At 70.8% G+C, this 20,204-nt stretch carries 23 protein-coding genes; 14 read left to right on the top strand and 9 right to left on the bottom strand.

Annotation, left to right across the window (positions count from 1 at the left end; genetic code table 11):
• Window positions 1-36: 36 nt before the first annotated feature.
• Window positions 37-867 (bottom strand): transglutaminase-like domain-containing protein, encoded by an 831-nt coding sequence (locus QR77_RS21730; RefSeq protein ID WP_040023741.1) that lies wholly within the window; start codon window positions 865-867, stop codon window positions 37-39.
• 213 nt (window positions 868-1,080) lie between these two features.
• On the opposite strand from QR77_RS21730, the gene QR77_RS21735 reads away from it, so the two are divergent.
• Complete coding sequence (locus QR77_RS21735; protein WP_040023742.1) at window positions 1,081-1,665, top strand: carboxymuconolactone decarboxylase family protein; 585 nt, start codon at window positions 1,081-1,083, stop codon at window positions 1,663-1,665.
• Window positions 1,662-2,528 (top strand): RNA polymerase sigma-70 factor, encoded by an 867-nt coding sequence (locus tag QR77_RS21740; RefSeq protein WP_040023743.1) that lies wholly within the window; start codon window positions 1,662-1,664, stop codon window positions 2,526-2,528. Before QR77_RS21735 ends, QR77_RS21740 begins: the two co-directional genes overlap by 4 nt.
• A gap of 79 nt (window positions 2,529-2,607) precedes the next feature.
• On the opposite strand, the gene QR77_RS21745 is transcribed toward QR77_RS21740, so the two are convergent.
• Window positions 2,608-3,270: a class I SAM-dependent methyltransferase gene (locus QR77_RS21745; RefSeq protein ID WP_040023744.1), complete on the bottom strand. Its 663-nt coding sequence runs from the start codon at window positions 3,268-3,270 to the stop codon at window positions 2,608-2,610.
• A gap of 271 nt (window positions 3,271-3,541) precedes the next feature.
• Between QR77_RS21745 and helR the strand changes: the two genes are divergently transcribed.
• The 4 genes from helR (at window position 3,542) to QR77_RS21765 (ending at window position 6,959) form a co-directional block, all read left to right on the top strand.
• Entirely contained in the window at window positions 3,542-5,704 is a 2,163-nt protein-coding gene (gene helR / locus QR77_RS21750; protein ID WP_040023754.1) for an RNA polymerase recycling motor ATPase HelR, read from the top strand.
• Window positions 5,705-5,874: 170 nt separating this feature from the next.
• Window positions 5,875-6,207 (top strand): hypothetical protein, encoded by a 333-nt coding sequence (locus tag QR77_RS21755; RefSeq protein ID WP_040023756.1) that lies wholly within the window; start codon window positions 5,875-5,877, stop codon window positions 6,205-6,207.
• Between the two features lie 268 nt (window positions 6,208-6,475).
• A complete protein-coding gene (locus QR77_RS21760; protein WP_040023758.1) occupies window positions 6,476-6,727 on the top strand; it encodes a DUF6400 family protein in 252 nt (83 codons plus the stop codon).
• Window positions 6,711-6,959, top strand: coding sequence for a hypothetical protein (locus QR77_RS21765; protein ID WP_040023760.1), 249 nt, complete (start codon window positions 6,711-6,713; stop codon window positions 6,957-6,959). Before QR77_RS21760 ends, QR77_RS21765 begins: the two co-directional genes overlap by 17 nt.
• Before the next feature lie 33 nt (window positions 6,960-6,992).
• On the opposite strand, the gene QR77_RS21770 is transcribed toward QR77_RS21765, so the two are convergent.
• Window positions 6,993-8,648 carry an FAD-dependent oxidoreductase gene (locus QR77_RS21770; RefSeq protein ID WP_040023762.1) on the bottom strand — a complete coding sequence of 552 codons (1,656 nt, stop codon included), beginning with the start codon at window positions 8,646-8,648 and terminating at the stop codon, window positions 6,993-6,995.
• A 62-nt stretch (window positions 8,649-8,710) separates the two neighbouring features.
• Between QR77_RS21770 and QR77_RS21775 the strand changes: the two genes are divergently transcribed.
• Window positions 8,711-9,433 (top strand): TetR/AcrR family transcriptional regulator C-terminal domain-containing protein, encoded by a 723-nt coding sequence (locus tag QR77_RS21775; RefSeq protein WP_040023764.1) that lies wholly within the window; start codon window positions 8,711-8,713, stop codon window positions 9,431-9,433.
• 15 nt (window positions 9,434-9,448) lie between these two features.
• On the opposite strand, the gene QR77_RS21780 is transcribed toward QR77_RS21775, so the two are convergent.
• Window positions 9,449-10,186, bottom strand: coding sequence for a VOC family protein (locus tag QR77_RS21780; RefSeq protein ID WP_040023765.1), 738 nt, complete (start codon window positions 10,184-10,186; stop codon window positions 9,449-9,451).
• A 161-nt stretch (window positions 10,187-10,347) separates the two neighbouring features.
• On the opposite strand from QR77_RS21780, the gene QR77_RS21785 reads away from it, so the two are divergent.
• Genes QR77_RS21785 through QR77_RS21795 form a run of 3 tightly spaced genes read left to right on the top strand, consistent with a single transcriptional unit; the run spans window position 10,348 to window position 11,355 of the window.
• The gene (locus QR77_RS21785) at window positions 10,348-10,674 is read left to right on the top strand and encodes a PadR family transcriptional regulator (RefSeq protein WP_040023766.1); all 327 of its coding nucleotides are present in this window, start codon (window positions 10,348-10,350) and stop codon (window positions 10,672-10,674) included.
• The gene (locus QR77_RS21790) at window positions 10,671-11,027 is read left to right on the top strand and encodes a DUF1048 domain-containing protein (RefSeq protein ID WP_040023767.1); all 357 of its coding nucleotides are present in this window, start codon (window positions 10,671-10,673) and stop codon (window positions 11,025-11,027) included. The genes QR77_RS21785 and QR77_RS21790 overlap by 4 nt, the downstream gene beginning before the upstream one ends.
• A gap of 1 nt (window position 11,028) precedes the next feature.
• Window positions 11,029-11,355 (top strand): DUF1048 domain-containing protein, encoded by a 327-nt coding sequence (locus tag QR77_RS21795; RefSeq protein ID WP_040023769.1) that lies wholly within the window; start codon window positions 11,029-11,031, stop codon window positions 11,353-11,355.
• 24 nt (window positions 11,356-11,379) lie between these two features.
• Here QR77_RS21795 and QR77_RS21800 read toward each other — a convergent pair whose 3' ends face one another.
• A complete protein-coding gene (locus QR77_RS21800) occupies window positions 11,380-12,522 on the bottom strand; it encodes an NAD(P)/FAD-dependent oxidoreductase (protein WP_040023771.1) in 1,143 nt (380 codons plus the stop codon).
• A gap of 53 nt (window positions 12,523-12,575) precedes the next feature.
• Between QR77_RS21800 and QR77_RS21805 the strand changes: the two genes are divergently transcribed.
• On the top strand, window positions 12,576-13,268 hold the full coding sequence (locus QR77_RS21805; RefSeq protein WP_040023772.1) for a TetR/AcrR family transcriptional regulator: 693 nt from the start codon (window positions 12,576-12,578) through the stop codon (window positions 13,266-13,268).
• A 44-nt stretch (window positions 13,269-13,312) separates the two neighbouring features.
• Here QR77_RS21805 and QR77_RS21810 read toward each other — a convergent pair whose 3' ends face one another.
• Both QR77_RS21810 and QR77_RS21815 read right to left on the bottom strand, forming a co-directional pair.
• Window positions 13,313-14,032, bottom strand: a complete 720-nt coding sequence (locus tag QR77_RS21810) for a PHB depolymerase family esterase (RefSeq protein ID WP_078876988.1) — start codon at window positions 14,030-14,032, stop codon at window positions 13,313-13,315.
• 209 nt (window positions 14,033-14,241) lie between these two features.
• Window positions 14,242-15,264: an FAD-binding oxidoreductase gene (locus QR77_RS21815; RefSeq protein WP_236710761.1), complete on the bottom strand. Its 1,023-nt coding sequence runs from the start codon at window positions 15,262-15,264 to the stop codon at window positions 14,242-14,244.
• 183 nt (window positions 15,265-15,447) lie between these two features.
• Between QR77_RS21815 and QR77_RS21820 the strand changes: the two genes are divergently transcribed.
• The 3 genes from QR77_RS21820 (at window position 15,448) to QR77_RS21830 (ending at window position 17,117) form a co-directional block, all read left to right on the top strand.
• On the top strand, window positions 15,448-15,897 hold the full coding sequence (locus QR77_RS21820; RefSeq protein WP_040023774.1) for a helix-turn-helix transcriptional regulator: 450 nt from the start codon (window positions 15,448-15,450) through the stop codon (window positions 15,895-15,897).
• Window positions 15,898-15,915: 18 nt separating this feature from the next.
• Window positions 15,916-16,587 (top strand): hypothetical protein, encoded by a 672-nt coding sequence (locus QR77_RS21825; RefSeq protein ID WP_040023776.1) that lies wholly within the window; start codon window positions 15,916-15,918, stop codon window positions 16,585-16,587.
• 152 nt (window positions 16,588-16,739) lie between these two features.
• Window positions 16,740-17,117, top strand: coding sequence for a DUF2516 family protein (locus QR77_RS21830; protein ID WP_078876992.1), 378 nt, complete (start codon window positions 16,740-16,742; stop codon window positions 17,115-17,117).
• Here the strand turns inward: QR77_RS21830 and QR77_RS21835 are convergent.
• Both QR77_RS21835 and QR77_RS21840 read right to left on the bottom strand, forming a co-directional pair.
• A complete protein-coding gene (locus QR77_RS21835; protein ID WP_040023778.1) occupies window positions 17,099-18,433 on the bottom strand; it encodes a response regulator in 1,335 nt (444 codons plus the stop codon). The two genes, QR77_RS21830 and QR77_RS21835, sit on opposite strands and share 19 nt — an antisense overlap.
• 286 nt (window positions 18,434-18,719) lie before the next feature.
• Window positions 18,720-19,853, bottom strand: a complete 1,134-nt coding sequence (locus QR77_RS21840; RefSeq protein ID WP_063798063.1) for a C40 family peptidase — start codon at window positions 19,851-19,853, stop codon at window positions 18,720-18,722.
• Window positions 19,854-20,204 lie beyond the last annotated feature (351 nt).

Below are 20,204 nucleotides of genomic sequence, written 5' to 3' on the forward strand. Positions count from 1 at the left end.
CGGCGGAACCCTGCCCGGCCCGTCCGCCCTGCCCCGTCAACCGACCATGTCCCGAGGAACTTTCAGGTCCCCGTCGGTGAACAGGCGGGCCAGGGCGGCAGGTTCGTCCCCGGCGCAGACCTCGGCGACCCTGTCGATGAGCCGGTCGTACTCCGCCCCCGTCTTGCCCCCGTAGGCCTCCGTCATCCGCCCCCACTCGTCCCAGGGAAGCATCTCCCGCTTGTTGAGCGCGGCGAGATCACGTACCGCGTTGCCACTGATCTCGGCCGGTCCCCAGGCGTGATCGACGCCGGCCACCCCGAACGTCAGCGGATCGACCAGGCCCTCGCGGTACCGGATCCACGCCTCGCCGCCCGTCAGGAACTCGCCCGGCGCGAGATCCTCGGGGTGATCGACAAAACCGTGGCCGAGGTGCTCCGTATCGACGCGTACCCAGCGCCGCTCGCCGGCCTTCCAGTACTCGGTGATCCAGTGGTCGACGCTTCGTCCCTCCAGGAAGCAGGTGCCGAAGCCGCACCGGGCCCGCGAGGCGATGCCCCGCGCGCGCAGCAGCGCACAGGCGAAGGTGGCGAAGTGGCGGCAGGTGCCCACGACTCTCGTCTCCGGCGTCCTGGCCTGCCGCAGCGGAGCGGGGTCGAGGGCGGTCAGCACCGCCAGCAGCCCGCTCACGGGCCGGATGTCCTTCTCGGCGAGACGGTCTTCGGGAACTCCGATCGCCGCGGCGTCGGAAGGCTGGATGACCAGCCCCTGTACGGCGCGGCAGATGCCGACCGGGTCGTCCGGCAGGCCCTCGGTCAGGGCTGACGGCAGGTCGTCGACGCGGGTGAGCGGCCCGGGCCGGGAGTAGTCGAGCGTGTCGTCGGTCATGGCTGGGGATCGTAGGGGGCGGGTCTGACAGTGGGGTGGGCCGCGCGGGCGGGGCCTCCTGCCTCTCCCGCCAGGAGGCCGACGCTTTTCCCGCGACGGTTGCGACGGTCGCGACGGTTGTCACAGGTGCGAGCCCGGCGGTGTCTTCATGCCGAACAGGCACGCGGACACACAGGCCCGCAGCCACAGAGGCACACGTACAGGGAGAACACCATGGCGCTACGCGTTCCGAAGGCGGAACTCACCACCGAGCTCAGCGAGAGCCTGATCAAGCAGCTCGGCCTCGTGCCCGAACCCGTCGAGGTGATGTGGAACAACCCCAAGGTCGCCGACGCATGCCTGGAGATCGGGCGCAGGGCGGGCGAGTGGGACGCGGTCGACGAGAGCCTCAAGTCGTTCGCGCACATGGCCGTCGCGGGGCAGGTCGGCTGCACCTGGTGCCTCGACGTCGGCTACTTCCAGGCGCGGAACCAGAACCTGGACCTGACCAAGGCGAGCCAGGTGCCGCGCTGGCGGGAGTCGGACGTCTTCACACCGCTGGAGCGGGACGTACTGGAGTACGCCGAGGCGATGACGAACACCCCGCCGACCGTCACCGACGAACTGTCCGCGCGGCTGCTCGACCGGCTCGGGCCGTCGGCGATGATCGAGCTGACCGGGTTCATCGCCTTCGCCAACTTCGCGACCCGGAGCAACTCGGTGCTCGGGATCGAGTCGCAGGGCTTCTCCGCCGCGTGCGAGATCCCGCTGGCCGCGCGTTCTGCCAAGTCGAAGTCCGGCGTGGCGTCGACGGCGTGAGCCAGGACCCGTTCGTCACCCACCGGGGCCTGCTGTTCACCGTCGCGTACGAGATGCTCGGCTCGGCGGCCGACGCCGAGGACGTGGTGCAGGAGTCCTGGCTGCGCTGGGCCGACGTCGACCGCGCGCAGGTGCGCGACCCGCGCGCGTACCTGATCAGGACGGTCACGCGGCAGGCGCTCAACCGTCTGCGGACGGTGTCGCGCCGCCGCGAGGAGTACGTGGGCCAGTGGCTGCCGGAACCGCTGCTGACCAGCCCCGACGTCGCCGATGACGTCGAACTCGCGGAGAGCGTCTCCATCGCGATGCTGACCGTGCTGGAGACGCTCGGACCGGCGGAGCGGGCGGTGTTCGTGCTCCGCGAGGTCTTCGACATGCCGTACGGCGAGATCGCCGGGGCCGTCGGGAAGTCCCCGGCGGCGGTACGGCAGATCGCGCGGCGGGCCCGCGAGCATGTGGCGGCCCGACGGCCGCGGGTGCGGGTGAGCCGGTCGGAGCAGCGGGCCGTGGTCGAACGGTTCCTGGTGGCGTTGCGGACCGGACAGTTGCAGGAACTGCTGGAGGTGCTGGCGCCGGACGTGGTCCTGATCGCCGACGGCGGCGGGATCGTGGCCGCCGTACAGGCCCCGGTCCACGGGGCCGAGGTGGTGGCGAAGCTGCTGGCGCGCGCGAACCGGGTGGTGGCCGCGTTCCGCGCGACGACCGTATGGCTCAACGGCGCACCTGCGGGCCGGGTCGAGATCGACGGCGAGCCGGCGGCGGTCAGCCTGGAGGTGGAGAACGGCCGGATCACTCGGATCTACGTGATCAGAAACCCGCACAAACTGACGCGACTGGACGAACCGGCCGACCTCGTCAGGTAAGCGGGCTGCCGCCCCTTTCACGGTCCGGGCGGGCCGTCTCCATCACCTCACGGCCCGCCCAACTCCGTTTCCTGCTCCGTCAGGAGCCCGTGGGCTTGTGGGCGACGAAGAAGGCCTGCCGGCCTTGTCGGGGCTTCTCACTCTCGTCGGGCTCGCGGACCATCCGGGCGTCCAGGACGAGGCCGGCCTCGCTCATCAGGTCGGCGATGTGATCAGGAGACATCCAGTAGACGTCGAGCGACAGCTCGTGACCGTACGCCCGGTCCAAGTGGTTGAGCCGGTCCCCGGCCTTGAACGCCAGGAGCATGGAGCCGCCGGGAGCGAGCACCCGGTGACACTCCGCGAATACGGTGGGCAGCACCTCGGGCGGTGTGTGGACGGTCGAGTACCAGGCGACGACGCCGCCGAGGGTGTCGTCCTTCAGGTCGAGTCCGGTCATCGATCCCTCCTCGAACCGAAGGCCGGGGTGAGTCCGACGGGCCACCGCGATCATCTCGGGTGACAGGTCGACGCCGAAGACGTTCACCCCGAGGGAGTGGAGGTGGGCGGTGACACGACCGGGCCCGCAGCCCAGCTCGGCGACCGGCCCGCCACCCGGCGCCCGCGAGAACTCGGCGAAGGCGGCGAGCATCGCGCGGTCCAGGGGTTTGGCGGCCAGTTCGTCGCGGAGGATTCGCTCGTAGTCGACGGCGACGGTGTCGTAGGCCGTCCGCGTGGCGTGCAGGTAGGTCGCTTCGGTCATGGCGGAGGACAGTAGCCGACGTATGAGCCGACGTATGAGCCGATGTACGCGGCACGCTGCCGATGCGCGAGGAGGTTGTCCGAGAGGTGGCCCGTCCGGGGCGGACAATGGGAGGAAGAAGGAGTACCCACTCCCCTCCACTCTCAACCTATAGCGCACCGGGGGGCTTGCGGCAAGGCCCCTGTCGTGCCGCAGAATCGTCCGGCCGAGGTCGCATTCCGCGAGAACCCGCGCACAACGGTTGCAAGCAACCCCATATCGGAGCTGATGAGTGAACTCCCGGACTACCAGCGCGTTTGATCTTCCCGACCGCCTTTCCCCGAAGGCCGACCCGACGCTGATCGCCGGCGACGAGCAGCACTTCGCGGCCATCGCGGAGTGTCTCGATCAGACGATCGCCGACCTGACCGACCGCCTCGACGCCGAACGCAGGGCGCCCGGCGGCATCGGCCGGCAGGCGATGGACCGGGACATGGAGATCCACCGGCTGACCACTCGCCTGCGCGCGCTGCGTCGCTTCGGTCTTGACCTGTGTCTGGGACACATGGTCGCTGCGGACGACCCCGAGCCCGTGTACGTAGGACGGCTCGGCCTCACGGACAGCACGGGCCGTCGGCTGCTGCTCGACTGGCGTTCGCCCGCGGTCGAGCCGTTCTTCGGCGCCACCCACGCCAACCCGATGGGGCTGGCCAGCCGCCGCAGGTACCGCTGGACGCGCGGCCGGATCAGCGACTACTGGGACGAGGTGTTCACCCCGGACGGGATCGTCGGGCACGCCGCGCTCGACGACCAGTCCGCGTTCATCGCCAGTCTGGGCAGCGACCGGTCGCCCCGGATGCGGGACGTGCTCGGCACCATCCAGGCCGACCAGGACGCCATCATCCGCGCGGGATCCCGTGGCGCTCTCGTTGTCGACGGCGGCCCGGGTACGGGGAAGACCGTCGTGGCGCTGCACCGTTCCGCGTACCTCCTCTATGCCGACCCTCGCCTCGGTCACCGCAGGGGCGGCGTGCTGTTCGTCGGTCCGCACCAGCCGTACCTGGGGTACGTGGCCGATGTCCTCCCCAGCCTCGGGGAGGAGGGAGTGCAGACCTGCACGCTGCGGGACCTCGTCGCCGAGGGAGCCGCTGCGGCGATCGAGGCCGATCCGGACGTGGCCCGGCTGAAGTCGTCCGCGAGGCTGGTGGAGGCGGTCGAGCCGGCCGTCAGGTTCTACGAGGAGCCGCCCACCAAGGGCATGCAGATCACGACCCACTGGTCCGACCTCTCGCTGACCGTCGACGACTGGGCCGTGGCGTTCGACGCGGCGGAACCGGGCACTCCGCACAACGAGGCGCGCGAGCACGTCTGGGAGGAGCTGCTCACGATCCTGCTGGACAAGCACGCCGAGGCCGGCGACACCGACGACGCCCCGGTCGCCCTGCTCCGCAAGTCGCTCCGGCAGAACAGGGAGTTGGTCGCCGCCTTCAACCGCGCGTGGCCGCTGATCGAGGCGGCCGACCTCGTCGGCGACCTGTGGTCCGTACCCGCGTACCTGCGGAAGTGCGCCCCCTGGCTCAGCCCCGACGACGTCCGGCGGCTCCAGCGCCCGGACGCCCAGGCCTGGACGGTGTCCGACCTGCCGATCCTGGACGCGGCCCGGCAGCGGCTCGGCGATCCGGAGGCGTCACGACGTGCGCGCAGGCAGAAGGCCTCCATCGCCGCCGAACGCGAACACATGGACAAGGTCGTCGCCTCCCTGCTGGAGGCCGACGAGGACGGTGAGGGGGCGATGACGATGCTGCACGGAGAGGACATGCGGGAAGCCCTGGTCGACGAGGCCGCGCAGCCCAGCGCCGATCCGGATCTGCTCGCGGGCCCGTTCGCGCACATCGTCGTGGACGAGGCGCAGGAACTGACCGACGCGCAATGGCAGATGCTGCTGCTCAGGTGCCCGTCCCGGAGCTTCACCATCGTTGGGGACCGTGCGCAGGCCAGGCACGGGTTCACGGAGTCGTGGCAGGAACGGCTGGAGCGGGTCGGGCTGGACAGGGTCACGCTGGCCTCGCTCAGCGTCAACTACCGCACACCGGAAGGGATCATGGCGGAGGCGGAGCCGGTCATCAGGGCCGTACTCCCGGACGCCAACGTGCCGACCTCCATCCGCACCAGCGACCTACCCGTCGTCCACGGGCCCGCTTCGGATCTGCACGCGATCCTCGACACCTGGCTCGCCGCACACGCGGACGGGATCGCCTGCGTCATCGGCGACCCCACTTTCCGTACGACGCCCCGCGTCCGGTCGCTGACCCCGGAGCTGACGAAGGGGCTCGAGTTCGACCTGGTCGTGCTCGTCGACCCGGAGGCGTTCGGGGAGGGCATCGAAGGAGCGGTCGACCGCTATGTGGCGATGACGCGGGCGACACAGCAACTCGTCATCCTCACGAGCCCCTGACGCCGGTAGCGCCAGTAGGGTCGATTCGGGCGGTCCCTCGGGCGGTCCGCGCCATCGGATCGCGTGTGTCGTGGCGCGCGCCGGGCTCGGATCATTGGTCCACTGTCACCTGATGCGCGATATGGGCCGCGCCTCCGCTGCCCGGCCGCTATCCCCTTCGAGGAGTCCTCATGACCATCGAGTCCGGGTCGCTGACCGACCCCGCAGTCCGCGCCTTCGTCACCGCTGTCAACGCACAGGACAGGGATGCCTTCGCCGCGATCCTGACCGGCGACGCGACCATGTCCGACGACGGCTCCGACCGTGACCTGCGGCAATGGACCGACGCCGAGCTCCTCAACGGCCACGCGGGTGACGTCATGGAGGTCGTCTCCGAGTCCGACGCCGGCCGCGCCCTCATGGTGGACATCCACAGCGACAAGTGGGGGACGATGCACACGACGTGGCAGTTCACGGTCACCGACGACGGGAAGATCAGCCGCTTCGAGACCGGCCAGGCCTGACGCGGTCGCACGCGTGACGCGCGGGCGCATGATGCGTGACGGGCGGGCCATGATGTACGTCACAGTGCGGTGAGCGGACCGGGTGCGGCGCCCGGCGCGTGAGGCCGGCAACAGGCCGCCCCCGTCAGCCGATCCGGGGGTGGCTCGCGGGTGGGCCGGGTGGGGTGTCGCCCCGGGCCGTGGCCGGGCAACTTAGGTAACCCTTCCCTCGTGGTGGGGGTCCCTGGTACAGATGGAGGGGTCCGCCCGGCCCATCGGAAGTCCCGCCATGAATGAAGACAACACCTCCGGCCTGACCCCCTTCACGATCGACCTCACCTTCGAGGAAGCCCGGCGACGGGCCGAGGTGGTGGCCGCGCTCGGGCCCGACTGGGACCCGGTGGCCGCGCTCCGGGGCGAGGACGAGGCGTACGCCCTGCTGTACTCCGGCCTGGACGCCGAGCAGCAGCGTACGTACGACATGCTCGTCGCGGCCGGTGTCCTGCCGGGGGAGGAGCCGGGCCGTGCGGCTTCCCATTGACCCCCAGGCGGACCCCGCACGCCGCGCCTGGGTGGCCTGCCCGGTCTGCGACGACGCCCGCCACTGTGCGACCTGCGCCGACCACCGCAACTGCCACGAGCACTGGCGCTACCTGATCTCCAACGCCGGCCCGGTGCTCCACCTCCAGTGCCCGCACTGCACCCACACGTGGTCCCTGAACACCCGCCCGGGCGTCGCTCCCCGCCCCGAGGGCGGCACTTTCCGCGCCTGACGCGCCTGACGCGCCTGAGCCTGACGCGTAGGTTCAGCCCGCCGACTCGCGCTCGGCGGGTGCGGGTGCGGGTGCGGGTGCGGGTGCGGACGACGGTGCCCCGGCCCATCGGCGCAGGGCGGCTTCGAGGCCCGTGGTGTCGGCGGGGCCGTCGGTGTCGGAGGCCCAGGCGATCACCCCGTCAGGGCGTACCAACATCCCCGTCACTCCCGTCGGCGTCGCGTGATCGTCGTTCACGCTGGTCACACTGGTCACGCGTCCGCCCCAGGCCGCCGCGCGGCGCGCGAACGCGCCGTCCGGAGTGCGGTCGAGCAGCAGGAACCCGCCGCCGTGGCCGTGGTCGGCCAGACGCGAGCCGTCGCTCAGCCACACGTCGGGGACGAACCTGCCGACCAGCGGATGGTCACCCGGCAGGTCGAAGCGCTGCGTGACGCCGGAGATCTTCTTCACCGCGTAGGTCGTGCCCTCCCGCGTGCTCAGCAGATCGCCGACGACCTCCCGGAGCGCGGCCGACTTGGCGTCCCCGCGCAACACCCCGATCTGGGCCCGCGTCCAGTCCAGCACCCAGGCGCCGAGGGGCCGGCGCTCGGCGTCGTACGTGTCGAGCAGCCCTTCGGGCGCCCATCCGGCGACCACGGCACCGAGCTTCCAGCCGAGGTTCATCGCGTCGCCGACCCCGAGGTTGAGCCCCTGGCCACCGAACGGCGAGTGCACGTGGGCGGAGTCGCCGGCCAGCAGCACCCGCCCCGACCGGTAGTTCGCTGCCTGGCGGGCGTTGTCGGTCCAGCGGGTCGCCGCACCGCGCAGCGCGGTCAGCGTGACGTCGGTGCCCGAGACCCGGCGCAGACTGGTCTGCAACTCCTCAAGGGTGACCGGCGCCGAACGGTCGGCGGGAGCGCCGTCGAACTCGACGGTGACGACCCGGCCGGGCTGTGGCCCGTAGCGATACGCCCCCCGGGCCGACCACGTCCATCCGTCGGCGAGCACCGAGGGGTCGGCGATGTCGGCGACCGCCAGGTGGCCGGTCAGCTCGGGGTCGGTGCCGGGGAAGTCGATGCCGGCGAGGCGGCGTACGGTGCTGCGCCCGCCGTCGCACCCGACCAGCCAACCGGTGCGCACCGGGCCGGCGGTGGTGCCGACGAGCACGCCGTCGCGGGTGTCTTCGAGCGCGGTGACCTCCACCCCGCGTCGTACCGGCACGCCGAGTCGCGCGACGTGGCCGGCGAGCAGCGCCTCCAGCTCGCGCTGCGGGACGAGCCTCGCTCCGTCGACGGCGGTGTGCGCGGCGAGGTCGGGATCGGACGCGTCCACGAGGTCGGGGTCGAGGACCATCCCCGCGAAATGTCCGGTGAACCGCGACCCGGGCCCTCGCCGGCCGCCACCGGGCCCTCGCTCTCCGCCACCCGGCGCATGCCGCTCGCCGCCGGACGGCCGGTCGCCGACCATGCGTGCGAATGACCCCGCCCGCTCGACCATGTCCCGCTGTACCTGTTCGGCGGCGGGCAGCAGGCCGCGCCGGTCGAGTGCCTCGGCCGTGGGTACGTTGATCGCCCCCGCCTTCCCCGCCTCGTCCGGCTCGGCCCGTCGCTCCAGCACCTGCACCGTCGCTCCGGAGAGCGCCAGCTCGGCCGCGAGCACGAGACCCACCGGCCCGGCTCCGACCACGGTCACATCCGCGTCCTGGTTCATATCAACTATCACGAACACCGTTCTATATACGAACGATGTTCGTGTCAAGCTATGATGGTGCGGTGAACCCGAGAGAGCGACGCGCGGCACGCCACCAGCAGCCGAACCCCGAGGTCGAAACCGGTCCCAGGCCGCGGCGCCGTAAGGCCCCGATCACGGTGGAGCAGGTCGTCGACACCGCGCTGGACGTCATCGCCACAGAGGGCTACGAGGCACTGACCATGCGCCGGCTCGCCACCGCGCTCGACACCGGACCGGCCTCGCTCTACGCCCACGTGGTCAACAAGGCCGACCTCGACGAGCTGCTCATCGGCCGGCTGTGCGCCGAACTCGTACTGCCCCGGCCCGATCCCGAGGCCTGGCGGGAGCAGCTCCGCGGCGTGTGCACACAGATGCGCGACCAGTACCTGAAGTACCCCGGAATCTCCCGCGCCGCGCTCGCCATGGCCCCCACCGACCTGGAGACCGTGCGCGTCAGCGAAGGGATGCTGGCCATCCTGCTCGCCGGCGGCGTCGCTCCCGGGGCCGCCGCCTGGGCCATCGACGCCCTCCTGCTGTACGTGGCCGCGTACTGCCTCGAGGTGTCGATCGCGCGCCGGCGCTCCGCGCACGACGACGTCGCCTGGGTCCGCGACCGCGACGAACTCGTACGCAGGTTCACCGCCCTGCCCGCCGAGACGTTCCCCCACACCACCCGCTACGCGACCGAGCTCACGGCAGGCGAGGGCCACGACCGGTTCGACTTCACCCTGACCCTGATGACCGACGGCCTCGCCCGCCGCTAGCCCGGCGGCTCCGCGTCAGGCCTGAGTGAGGACGCAGAACTCGTGGCCCTCCGGGTCGGTCAGGCACGTCCACGGGACGTCGCCCTGGCCGACGTCGAGATCCGCGGCGCCGAGGGCCCGCAGCCGGGCCACCTCCGCCGCCCTGTCGTCACCGGGGCCCGGCAGCAGGTCGAGATGGACGCGGTCCGGCACGGTCTTCACGCCGGTGCGGAGGAACTCGAGATACGGGCCGACCCCCTTGGCGGACCGGAACACCGCTTGATCGTCGGTCACCTCGTGCAGGGTCCAGTCGATCGCCTCGTCCCAGAACCGCGCCATGGCCCGCGGATCCGCGCAGTCGACCACCACCGCGGCGATCGGCCCGGTGTCCCGGTAGATCTCCCGGGGCTCCAGCACGCAGAACTCGTTGCCCTCCGGGTCGGCGAGGACCGTCCACGGCACGTTGCCCTGGCCCACGTCGACGGGCGTCGCGCCGAGAGCCTTCAGGCGCGCGACCAACTCCGCCTGATGGGCGGCGGAAGTGGTGGCGAGATCGAGGTGGAGGCGGTTCTTCGTCGCCGTCCTGGCTTCCGGTACGGCGATGACGTCGACGCGGACGGTGCCCGGGTCCAGCCAGTCGAAGCCGACGGGTTGAGCGGCGGTCGCGCCGGCTTCCTGGCTGGTGATACGCCAGCCGAGCGCTTCTCCCCAGAACCGGCCGACCGCCGAGTCGTCAAGAGCCTTCACGTTCACCAGGACGGGTCGCAGCGTCATGCCGGCGATCCTATGCACCCGCTCAGCGACGGCCTCCGTGACGACCTAGGTGACGACCTCTGTAACCAAGTCCCCTGCCCACTAGGCACGTTCACTACTCTGCGATACCGTGTAGTGGTACTTGGTGCTACGCAGTACCAGGAGAACCGAAGAGGACCGCGATGGACGATCTGACGGAGATGCTGAAGGGCACGCTTGAGGGCTGCGTGCTGGAAATCATCGGCAGCGAGGAGACGTACGGGTACGCCATCACGCGTCGGCTGAACGAACTCGGCTTCGCCGACGTCGTCGAGGGGACGATCTACACGATCTTGCTCCGGCTGGAGAGGAACGGGCTCGTCCAGGTGACGAAACGGCCGTCCGGACTGGGTCCACCGCGCAAGTTCTTCGCACTCAACGACGCGGGGCGCGAAGAACTCGCGGCGTTCTGGGCGAAATGGGAGTACCTCGCATCACGAATCGACAAGCTCAAGGAGGGCGGGCGATGAACGTCTGGGAGACCGTTACGGGCAGCGACCTCACGAGGGACTGGAAGGCGTTCGAAGCGCGGGCGGAGGCGTTGCCGGCCGACTACCGGGCGGCGTGGGGACAGATCAAGGTTCGCGTCTCCCCCCACTCGGACTTCACGGGGCGCAACCTGATGCCGATTCTTGACGGCGTCCTGGGGCTGCTCGAAGAGGCAGCGGCGGACGGGCAGAGCGTTCACGAAGTGCTCGGTGACGACCTCGACGGCTTCTGCGCGGCGCTGACCGGCGGAGAAGGGGCCCGGAACTATCGCGACCGGTGGCGCGAGCAGTTGAACAGAAACGTCGCGAAAAAACTGGGCCGGCTGGGAGGCTGACGTGGGGATCCAGGACATCATCCGGGGCAAGAAGCAGTGGCGGGGGCACGTGGCGCGGGTCCAGGCGCTGCCGCCGGATTACCGGATCGTCTACAAGGAGATGCAGAAGTACCTCTTCAAGGTCGGACCGGTGGACTTGGCTGACGGGCACCTGCTCTCAGGGATCGTCGATTTCTTCGAGGAGGGTGTGGCGGCCGGCAAGGGAGTCCTGGAACTCATCGGCAACGACGTCGCCGCCTTCTGCGACGAGTTGGTCAAGGACTCGCGTACCTACGCGGACATCTATCAGGAGTCCATCAGCGGGAAGCCCGGCACGGCGAAGGGCTGAGCCCGAGTTGCTCGCGCTCGGTGGTCAGGATGGCTGCACCTGATCGAAGAGGGCGAGCGCTTCGGCGGGGTCCGGGCTCACGAGGCGTTCCAGTCCGGCCGTCGTGATCTTCGCCCACCTGCCGGCCCGTGCCCACATCTGTTCCTCGAAGGCGCGGACGGTCTCGTCCAGATCTCCGGGGATGGGGACGGGGCCGGGTCCGGGTCCGGTGGCGATGGACTCGGCGAGTTCGGCGCCTTCCAGCATCGCGAGGTTCGCGCCCGCCCCCAACGGGGGCATCAGATGGGCGGCGTCACCCAGCAGCGTCACCCCGGAGACGTGGGTCCAGGTGTGGGACACGGGCAGGACGTGGAGGGGGCGGTGGGCGAAAGCGGTGCCGTGGCGGAGGAGGTCGAGGACGGGAGCGGCCCAGCCGTCGAACAGCGCCAGCAGACTCGCTCGCACGGCCTCGGCGTCGGCCAGGTCCAGGTTCGAGTGCCAGTCCAGCGGCGCGCGGAACTGGGCGTACACCTTGACGTGGCCGCCGCTGCCGCGCTGCGCGACGAGGGCGCGGTTCACGCCGTACACGGCCATGGAACCGTCGCCGACCAACCGGGCGAGGTCGGGGTGGCGGGTGTCGACGTCGTCGAGGGAGGTCTCGACCGAGGTGACGCCGGTGTAGTGCGGCGTCACCGGCGAGACTGCCGGGCGGACCCGGGACCAGGCGCCGTCCGCGCCGACCACGAGGTCGAACGTCTCCTGCCGCCCGTCCGCGAAGTGGACCAGTACGCCGTCCCGGGTCCCCGGCACCACCCGCGTCACGCCCTGCCCCCACCGGATGTCGAGAGGGCCGAGCAGCAGGTCACGGAGTTGCCCGCGGTCGATCTCGGGATTGGCCAGGTCGTCCGGACGGGGTCGCCAGTCGCGCAGGACGGTCCCGGCGGTGTCCAGGATGCGCATGGCCTGCCCCTCGGGACGGGACAGCGCCTGGAAATCCGCCAGCAGCCCCGCCTTGTCCAGCGCGAGCTGGCCCAGCCCTTTGTGCAGGTCCAGCGTGCCGCCCGGTGGGCGGGCTTCGGGGGAGGGATCGCGTTCCAGGACGGTGACGGGGTAGTCGTGGCGGTGCAGGACGCGGGCGAAGGTAAGGCCGGTAGGGCCGCTCCCGACCACGGCGATTCGATGTCTCATGGCGATACACTGTATTGCCCCATTACGGCGCATCGCAAGCGTACGATGTGCTCATGACTGTGTGGGACCGGCCGGAGCCGCCGACTCGCCCCGTACCGCTCGACCGGGAGCGGATCGTCGCCGCAGCCGTCGCGCTGGCCGACGAGGGCGGGCTCGGGGCGGTGTCGTTGCGCAAGGTCGCCGCCCGGCTGGAGGCCGGCCCGATGCGGCTGTACGGATACATCTCCACCAAGGAGGAGCTGTTCGACCTCATGGTGGACGAGGTCCAGGCCGAGATCGTCCCCGAGGAGCAGCCCGGTGACTGGCGGGAGGCGCTGTCCGTCCTCGCCCACCGGACCAGGCAGGCCGCTCTCCGCCACGAATGGCTGGCCGACCTGCTCGGCGGCCGCCCGACCCTGGGCCCGAACGGCCTCGCCGTGACCGAGGCCACGCTGGCCGCCCTCGACGGCCTCGCCGACGTCGACACCGTCATGCGCGCCGTGGAGACCGTCAGCGCCTACTTCACCGGCGCGATCAGGCGCGAGATCGCGAACCTGCGGGCCGAGCGCGCCACGGGCCTGTCCAAGCGCGACTGGCAGCGCGCCTCCGGCCCGCATGTGACGAGAATGCTGGCCACGGGCCGCTTCCCGGCGCTGAGCAAGGCCGTGCACGACGGTACGGACGTGGACGCCGAGACTTCCTTCGCGACCGGCCTGGACTGGGTCCTCGACGCCGTGGCCGCCAAACTCACCCGCCCGCCGGCGTGACGCTCGGAAGCGGCGGGCGCCTGACTGCCCGTATGACCGTACGGTCAGCTCGCACAGGCCTGGTCGGTGCGGCGATGGGCGTCGGTGCGGCGATGGGCGAGGAGCCAGTCGTAGAGAGCGGGGTTGTCGTAGGTCCGGGTCCAGGAGTCGTGCTCGACGCCCGGGTACCGGGTGAAGCGGACGTCCGCTCCGAGGGCCTCAAGGCCCGCCACTATCTCCTCGGTGAACTCGATCGGGACGGTCTTGTCCTCCTCGCCGTGAAAGGTCCAGACCGGCAGGTGACGAATGGGGTCGACGCCTTGCATCCACAAGCCCCCGCAGATCGGGGCTATGGCGGCGAAGCGCTCGGGGTAGCGGATGGCCAGGCTCCAGGTGCCGAAGCCGCCCATGCTCAGGCCGGTGGCGTATATGCGGGACGGGTCGATGCGGTAGTCGGCGGTGACGTCGTCCAGGAGCCCGGCGAGCGTCGTCACCTCGGCGACCCATTGGCTGGATGCGGGGCACTGCGGGGTGGCGATCACGAAGGGGAACTCGTGGCCGGCCTCCGCCAGCTTCGGGATGCCGTGGTGTGCCGCCGAGTCCAGATCGGAGCCGCGTTCGCCGGCGCCGTGCAGGAACAGCACGAGCGGCCACTTGCGCTCGGAGTCTGTGTCGTAGTCCTCCGGCAGGTGGAGGAGGTACGGCAGGACGTCAGCCGGGGCGGGGCCGCCGTCGAGCACCTCGTGCTTGCGCGCGGCCGGGGTGACGCTTCGGAGCTTGCGCATCACATGCACCTCAATCGGGTTTGACGGGGTGTCGGACAATCGTCCGAGACCGGTCCATCGTGCCCGTGCGGCGAACGGATTTCGACACCTGCTCATCGGTCACGCGCGCCGAAGAAAGCCGCCTCCACCAAGGCGTGACTGCCCGCCTCGGCCTGCTCGCAGCGAGAGCTACCCGTCACTTCGTGGCGGCTCCGGGAGAACAGGGCCCGTCAGAAGCGATCCAGGCGGCAACCCGACAGAGCCGACTCAACAGTTCCGTCGACCAACTCCCGTGCGACCAGGCGGCCCACGGCCGCGGCGAGCGTGACCGCCGAGTGCATCACCGCCACGTATAGGCCCGGGACCTCGGCGACCGGGCCGACGATCGGCTCACCGTCGGCCGGCATCGGGCGCACTCCGATTCGGGTGCTGAGCAACTCGACGCTCCCGGCGCCATGGAAAGTGGACCGGACGGCGGCAAGGGCCCGTTCGGGCGAGTCAGCGGCGGCGATCAGCCGGTCCGCGGCGACCTGCCGAAGATCGAAGTCCTCGGTGGTGACCACTGCGCGGACGAGATCGGCCGGGGCGCGGAACCGGAGCAGCGGACACGGCGACGGTTCGACCGGGACGCGCACGCCGAGCGGCGCGCCCAGCGCGGCCGTGGCAACTCCGGCCGCCAGCACCACCGTCGCACCGGACAGGGGTCCTGCTGTCGTCTCAACTCCGGTGATCCGGCCCGCCGTATCCCGGCGGACCGCGGTGACCGGCGTGTCCAGATGTACCCGAGCGCCATGGGTGCGAGCGGCAGCGACCAGCCGCTCGGTCACGCCCACCGAGTCGACAGCGCCGTCATCCGGCGCCCAGACAGCCCACTCCGGAGGCTGCCGAAGGGCGGGTTCGAGCGTCGCCACGGTGGCCGCGTCCACGATCGTCTGCCCGGGCCCGGCGTCCGGCGCACCGCCCTCCCTGGTCCAGCTCAGCGAGCCGGACCAGGTCACCGGGAGTCCCGGCAACTCGACCCCGAGTCGGTGGTACTCCGCCGTCGCGGTGGCCCGCAGCCCGGCGGCCGGACCCTTACGCACGCCGGACGCCCCGATCCAGGCGAACGAGTCCGCCGTCACCCCGGCCCCCGGCCGCCCGGCGTCGACCAACGTCACCGCGGCGCCCGCCCGGGCGGCGTGATAGGCCACCGACGCGCCGACAATGCCGGCGCCGACGACGACCAAGTCCCCACTCACCGATGAGTTCAACACGTTCACGACCCTAGCGGCGTGGCGTCCGCCCGCGCGGCCTGATTTGTCGACGCCCACTGACCGACGACCGCCCAGGCCGTCGGCACGCGTGAACACCCCCCGCGGGCAAGCGTCGCGCGTGGCGCGGAACACTATTGCAAGCATGTGCTTGCAATAGTTAGCAGGGTGGCGCACGATGGAGCCATGGCATCACTCAACGTCGGCAACCTCGGTGGGTACCTGCGCGAGCAGCGGCGCAACGCGCAGCTTTCGCTGCGGCAGCTCGCCGAGGCCGCCGGGGTGTCCAACCCGTATCTCAGTCAGATCGAGCGCGGCCTGCGCAAGCCGAGTGCGGACATCCTCCAGCAGCTCGCCAAGGCGCTGCGGATTTCCGCCGAGACCCTGTACGTGCAGGCGGGCATGCTCGACGAGCGGGAGCGGGAGGGGCTGGAGACGCGGGCCGTCATCCTTGCCGACCCCTCGATCGACGAGCGGCAGAAGCAGGTGCTGCTCCAGATCTACGAGTCCTTCCGCAAGGAGAACGGACACGACGCCCCGAGTGCCGGGACCGTTCCGGCCGAGGAATCCCGCGCCGCAGGCGGCAGTGCTGCCACACCACCTTCAGAACCTTCACCTTCAAAACCTTCAAACTGATCCGGGAGGACCACAGTCATGGCCATCGCAGATGACCTGCGCAAGACCCTCACCGACCCGACGCCCCTCTACTTCGCGGCCGGCACCGCCGACATCGCCGTGGAACAGGCCAAGAAGGTGCCCGGCCTGATCGAGCAGTTGCGGGCCGAGGCTCCGGCGCGGATCGATGCCGTGCGTAACGCCGATCCCAAGTCCGTGCAGGACAAGGTCACCGGGCAGGCCAAGGAGGCCCAGGCGACCGTGCAGGCCAAGGTCACCGAGGTGTTCGGGTCCTTCGACACCGACCTCAAGAAGCTGGGCGAGAGCGCTCAGGACCTGGCGCTGCGCAGCGTCGGCGTGGCCGCCGAGTACGCGGTCAGGGCGCGTGAGACGTACGAGAAGGTCGCCGAGCGCGGCGAGAAGACCGTACGGTCCTGGCGCGGCGAGACCGCCGAGGAGATCACCGAGATCGCCGTCGCCGTCGAGCCCGAGCCGGCGAAGCCCGCCACTCCCAAGACGGCGCCGAGGTCGACGTCCGCGGCCAGGGCGGCGGGTACGGCCGCTCCCGAGGACACCAAGAAGCCCACCGGTCGCAGGAGCACCCCGCGCAAGTCGGCGGCGAAGAAGGCCACGCCGGCCGCCGAGAAGTCCGCCGAGAAGGCCACTGACAAGCCGGCCGCCAAGCCCGGCGACAAGACCACGGACAAGTAGGTATTCGCATGGCGGGCGGCGGGCCGGGCACTTTCCGGGTGCCCGGCTTCGTTCGCCGGGTAACGTGGTCCGCCCGGCCGTGAGGCCGCTCCACCCCGGACCGCCGGACCGACCAGGCCCCCCGGACAACCGACCGGACGACTGATGAGGCGGTGCTCAGTACCTTGGACACGTTCACACTTCTGTACCTGTTGTTCGAGCTGGTGCTGCTCGTGTACGCGCTGGTCGCCCTGGTCATCGGGGCGATGACCCGCGAGGACGCGTACCGCGCCACCGACAAGAAGACCAAGAAGTTCTGGGTGGGGCTGCTCGGCGCGGTCGTCGCGGTCTATGTGCTCGCCTTCTACGTGAACCTCGGGCCGCTCCAGCAGATGGTGCAGCTCGCCGGGCTCGTCGCGACGATCGTCTTCTGGGTCGACGTACGGCCCGCCGTACGGGGGATCTCCGGCGGCGGACGCGGTGGCGGTCGCGGTCGCAGGGGTGGATCGAGCAGTGACGGGCCTTACGGGCCCTACAACGGCGGTCGCTGACTCTCCCGGGGCGCTGTCGCCTTCGCTCCCGCTGCTGTTGTGGCCCCTTCTCCGTACGGCGTCGTGCCGTCCTTGGGCCCGCGGCCGAGCAGCAGTATGGCCACGTCGTCGGTCAGCTCGCCGCCGTTCAGTTCGCGTACGTGTCTGACGGCTGCCTCCAGCAGGTCGTCACCGCGCAGGCCCTGCGCGAGCTGGCTGTTGATCATCTCGACCATGCCCTGCTCGCCGAGGCGCTCACCCGAACCGGGACCGACCCGGCCCTCGATCAGGCCGTCCGTGTAGAGCATCAGATTCCAGGTCCCGCCCAGCTCCACCTGCCGCCGGGGCCAGCGGGCGCGCGGCAGCAGCCCGAGCGCCGGGCCGCCGTCCTCGTACGGGAGGAGCCGCGCCGGGCGGCCGTGCCGGGCGATCAGCGGCGCCGGGTGTCCGGCCAGACAGAGGCCCGCGCGCCGGCCGTCGGGCGCGATGTCGACCGTGCAGAGCGTCGCGAAGATCTCCTCGCTCTGCCGCTCGTGCTCCAGGACCTGCTGGAGGGTGGAGAGCAGTTGGTCGCCGCAGAGTCCGGCCAGGGTCAGCGCCCGCCAGGCGATCCGCAGTTCCACGCCGAGCGCGGCCTCGTCGGGGCCGTGCCCGCAGACGTCGCCGATCATCACATGGACCGTGCCGTCCGGCGTACGGACCGTGTCGTAGAAGTCCCCGCCCAGCAGCGCGCGCGAGCGGCCCGGCCGGTAGTGGGACGCGAAGCGCAGGTCGGAGCCCTGGAGCAGGGGAGTGGGCAGCAGACCGCGCTCCAGCCGGGCGTTCTCCTGGGCCCGCAGCCTCGACTCGGTCAACTGGCGCTGCGCGATGTCGGCGCGTTTTCGCTCGACCGCGTAGCGGATCGCGCGGCTCAGCAGCCGCCCGTCCAGCTCGTCGCGGAACAGGTAGTCCTGGGCACCCACCCGGACCGCGGCCGCCGCCCGCTCGGAGTCGCCCTCCGCCGCGAGGGCGAGGACGGCGTGGCGGGGTGCCAGCCGCAGTACGTGCTTGAGCGCGGCCAGTTCGTCGCTGTCGTCCGTCCCCGGCAGGGCGAGGTCCACGAGGATGCAGTGGATGTCGTCGGTCAGCAGCCGCTCGGCCTCGGTGAGGTTGCGCGCGGTACGGATACGGACACGCGTACCGCCGCCCTCGGGCAGTTCGGGGGCGGTGAACGGCCCCGCGGGGCCGTCCTCGATCACCAGGATCATGAGGTCGCCGCCGTTGGCGGTCTCCACGGCGGGTTGTCTCTCCACCGCTGAACCTGTGCGCTGCCGCGGTACGGGAACGGGTACGGGCATCGGTCTGGGTTTCCTTCCCTCCCCCCGAGGGCACGGGCGGAGCGACGAACGACGCCCCACCGACCGGGACCCTAGCGGTAGGCGAGGCCGGAACGGAATGGCGCTTCTGGGACGGGTCACCGTCATATGCCGCTTCCCGTCACGCATCCGGCGGGATTTCGGCGTCGGCGCGGACTGGTGCCCATGACAAACATCACGCGGGAAGGCGCGGGCCGACAGGTTTGGAATGGGGTGCGTCACACCGCCGGGAGTCCCTCGACCCCCGGATCCGTTCTCCGCTTCCTGGCTATTTGTCGGGGCGTACGACGCCGAGTATTCGCATCGTTCCCGCGCCGGACAGCGTCACATTCCGACCGGGGCGCGGCGCCTGCACGATCTTGCCGTCCCCGACATACATCGCCACATGGCTCGCGTCCTGGAAGTAGACGATCAGGTCGCCGGGACGGATGTCCTTGAGTGCGACCCGGGGCAGCAGCCGCCACTGTTCCTGCGAGGTGCGCGGGATGTTCCGCCCGGCCGCGATCCACGCCTGCGAGGTCAGTCCCGAACAGTCGTAGGACGACGGTCCCTCCGCGCCCCAGACGTACGGCTTGCCCACCTGCTCCATCGCGAACTGGATCGCCTTCTTGCCCTCAGGACTCGCCTTGCGGTTGATGTCCTTGACGGCGCCCGAACCGAGCCAGGCCAACTGCGCCGACGAAGCCGCGTCCTTCTCCAGTTGCAGCAGTCGCGCGCGCTCGTCCTTCGCCAGTCCCGCTTCGAGCTTCTTCGCCGCGGCGATCTGCTTGGTGATCTCCTTCTTCGCGGTTTCCTTCTTCGCCCTGCTGTCCTCCAGCCGCTGCCACTGCGTGCTCGCGTCGGCGGCGTACGTCTTCAGGTCGTCCTGCGCGCGGGTCAGTTCGGTCAGTAGATCCGTGGTGGCCTTCTGGCCCTGCCGCATCCGGCCGATGCCGTCGAGGAAGCTCCCCGGGTCGGAGGTCAGGACCAACTGCGCCTCGGGCGGCAGCCCGCCGCTCCTGTACTGCGCGCGTGCGGTGGCGCCGGCGCTCGACTTCAGCTTGTCGATGCGCAGTTGGCCGTCAACCAGCTCCCGCGCCAGATCGACGATCTCCGCCGACTGCTTGGTGACGTTCTCCTGGGCGAGGTTGTACGCGTCCGTCGCCGTGGCGGCCTTCCTGTACAGGCCGTCGATCTCCAGGCGCACGTCCTGGAGGGTCTTGCCGTCCTTGCGGGGCTGCTGGCCGGCCGGCACATAGCCCGGCGCCATGCCAACGGTCGGCGGAGCCACGGCCGATGGGGACGATGTGGGTGCGGGCGGCCCCGGCGCCGCGTACGCCCCGGCCACGAGGCCCGGCGCCGACAGCACGGCGAACGCGCAGGCGACCGCGATCGCAGCCGTGACAAAGCGATGTCGGTTCACAGGCTCCCCCTCCGAGCAATCCCCAGGTACTCATCCGTGAGTGACGAACGAGACGCCGCTCATGTTCCCGGAGCCCCGTCCGTCCCTCGAACGAGTGCGTTGGCACACCCGCATCATGACGGCCCCACATGAACGGCCGCGGACGAACGGCCCCCTATGAACGGCCGCTTCGGAACAATCTCATCGCGGAACGTCCTACGGAAGCCCCCCACGGAGGACCTCCACGGAAGATCCCGCCGCAAGCCGCGACTCAATCCCCCAACACAATCCCCACCGAAGCCCCCCGCGACGAACCTCCACAGAAGCCCGCTACCGAACCGCCCGGCCCGGCGCCAGCGCCGCCCACTCCAC

The sequence above is a fragment of the Streptomyces sp. 150FB genome (assembly GCF_000818195.1).
GTDB lineage: Bacteria > Actinomycetota > Actinomycetes > Streptomycetales > Streptomycetaceae > Streptomyces.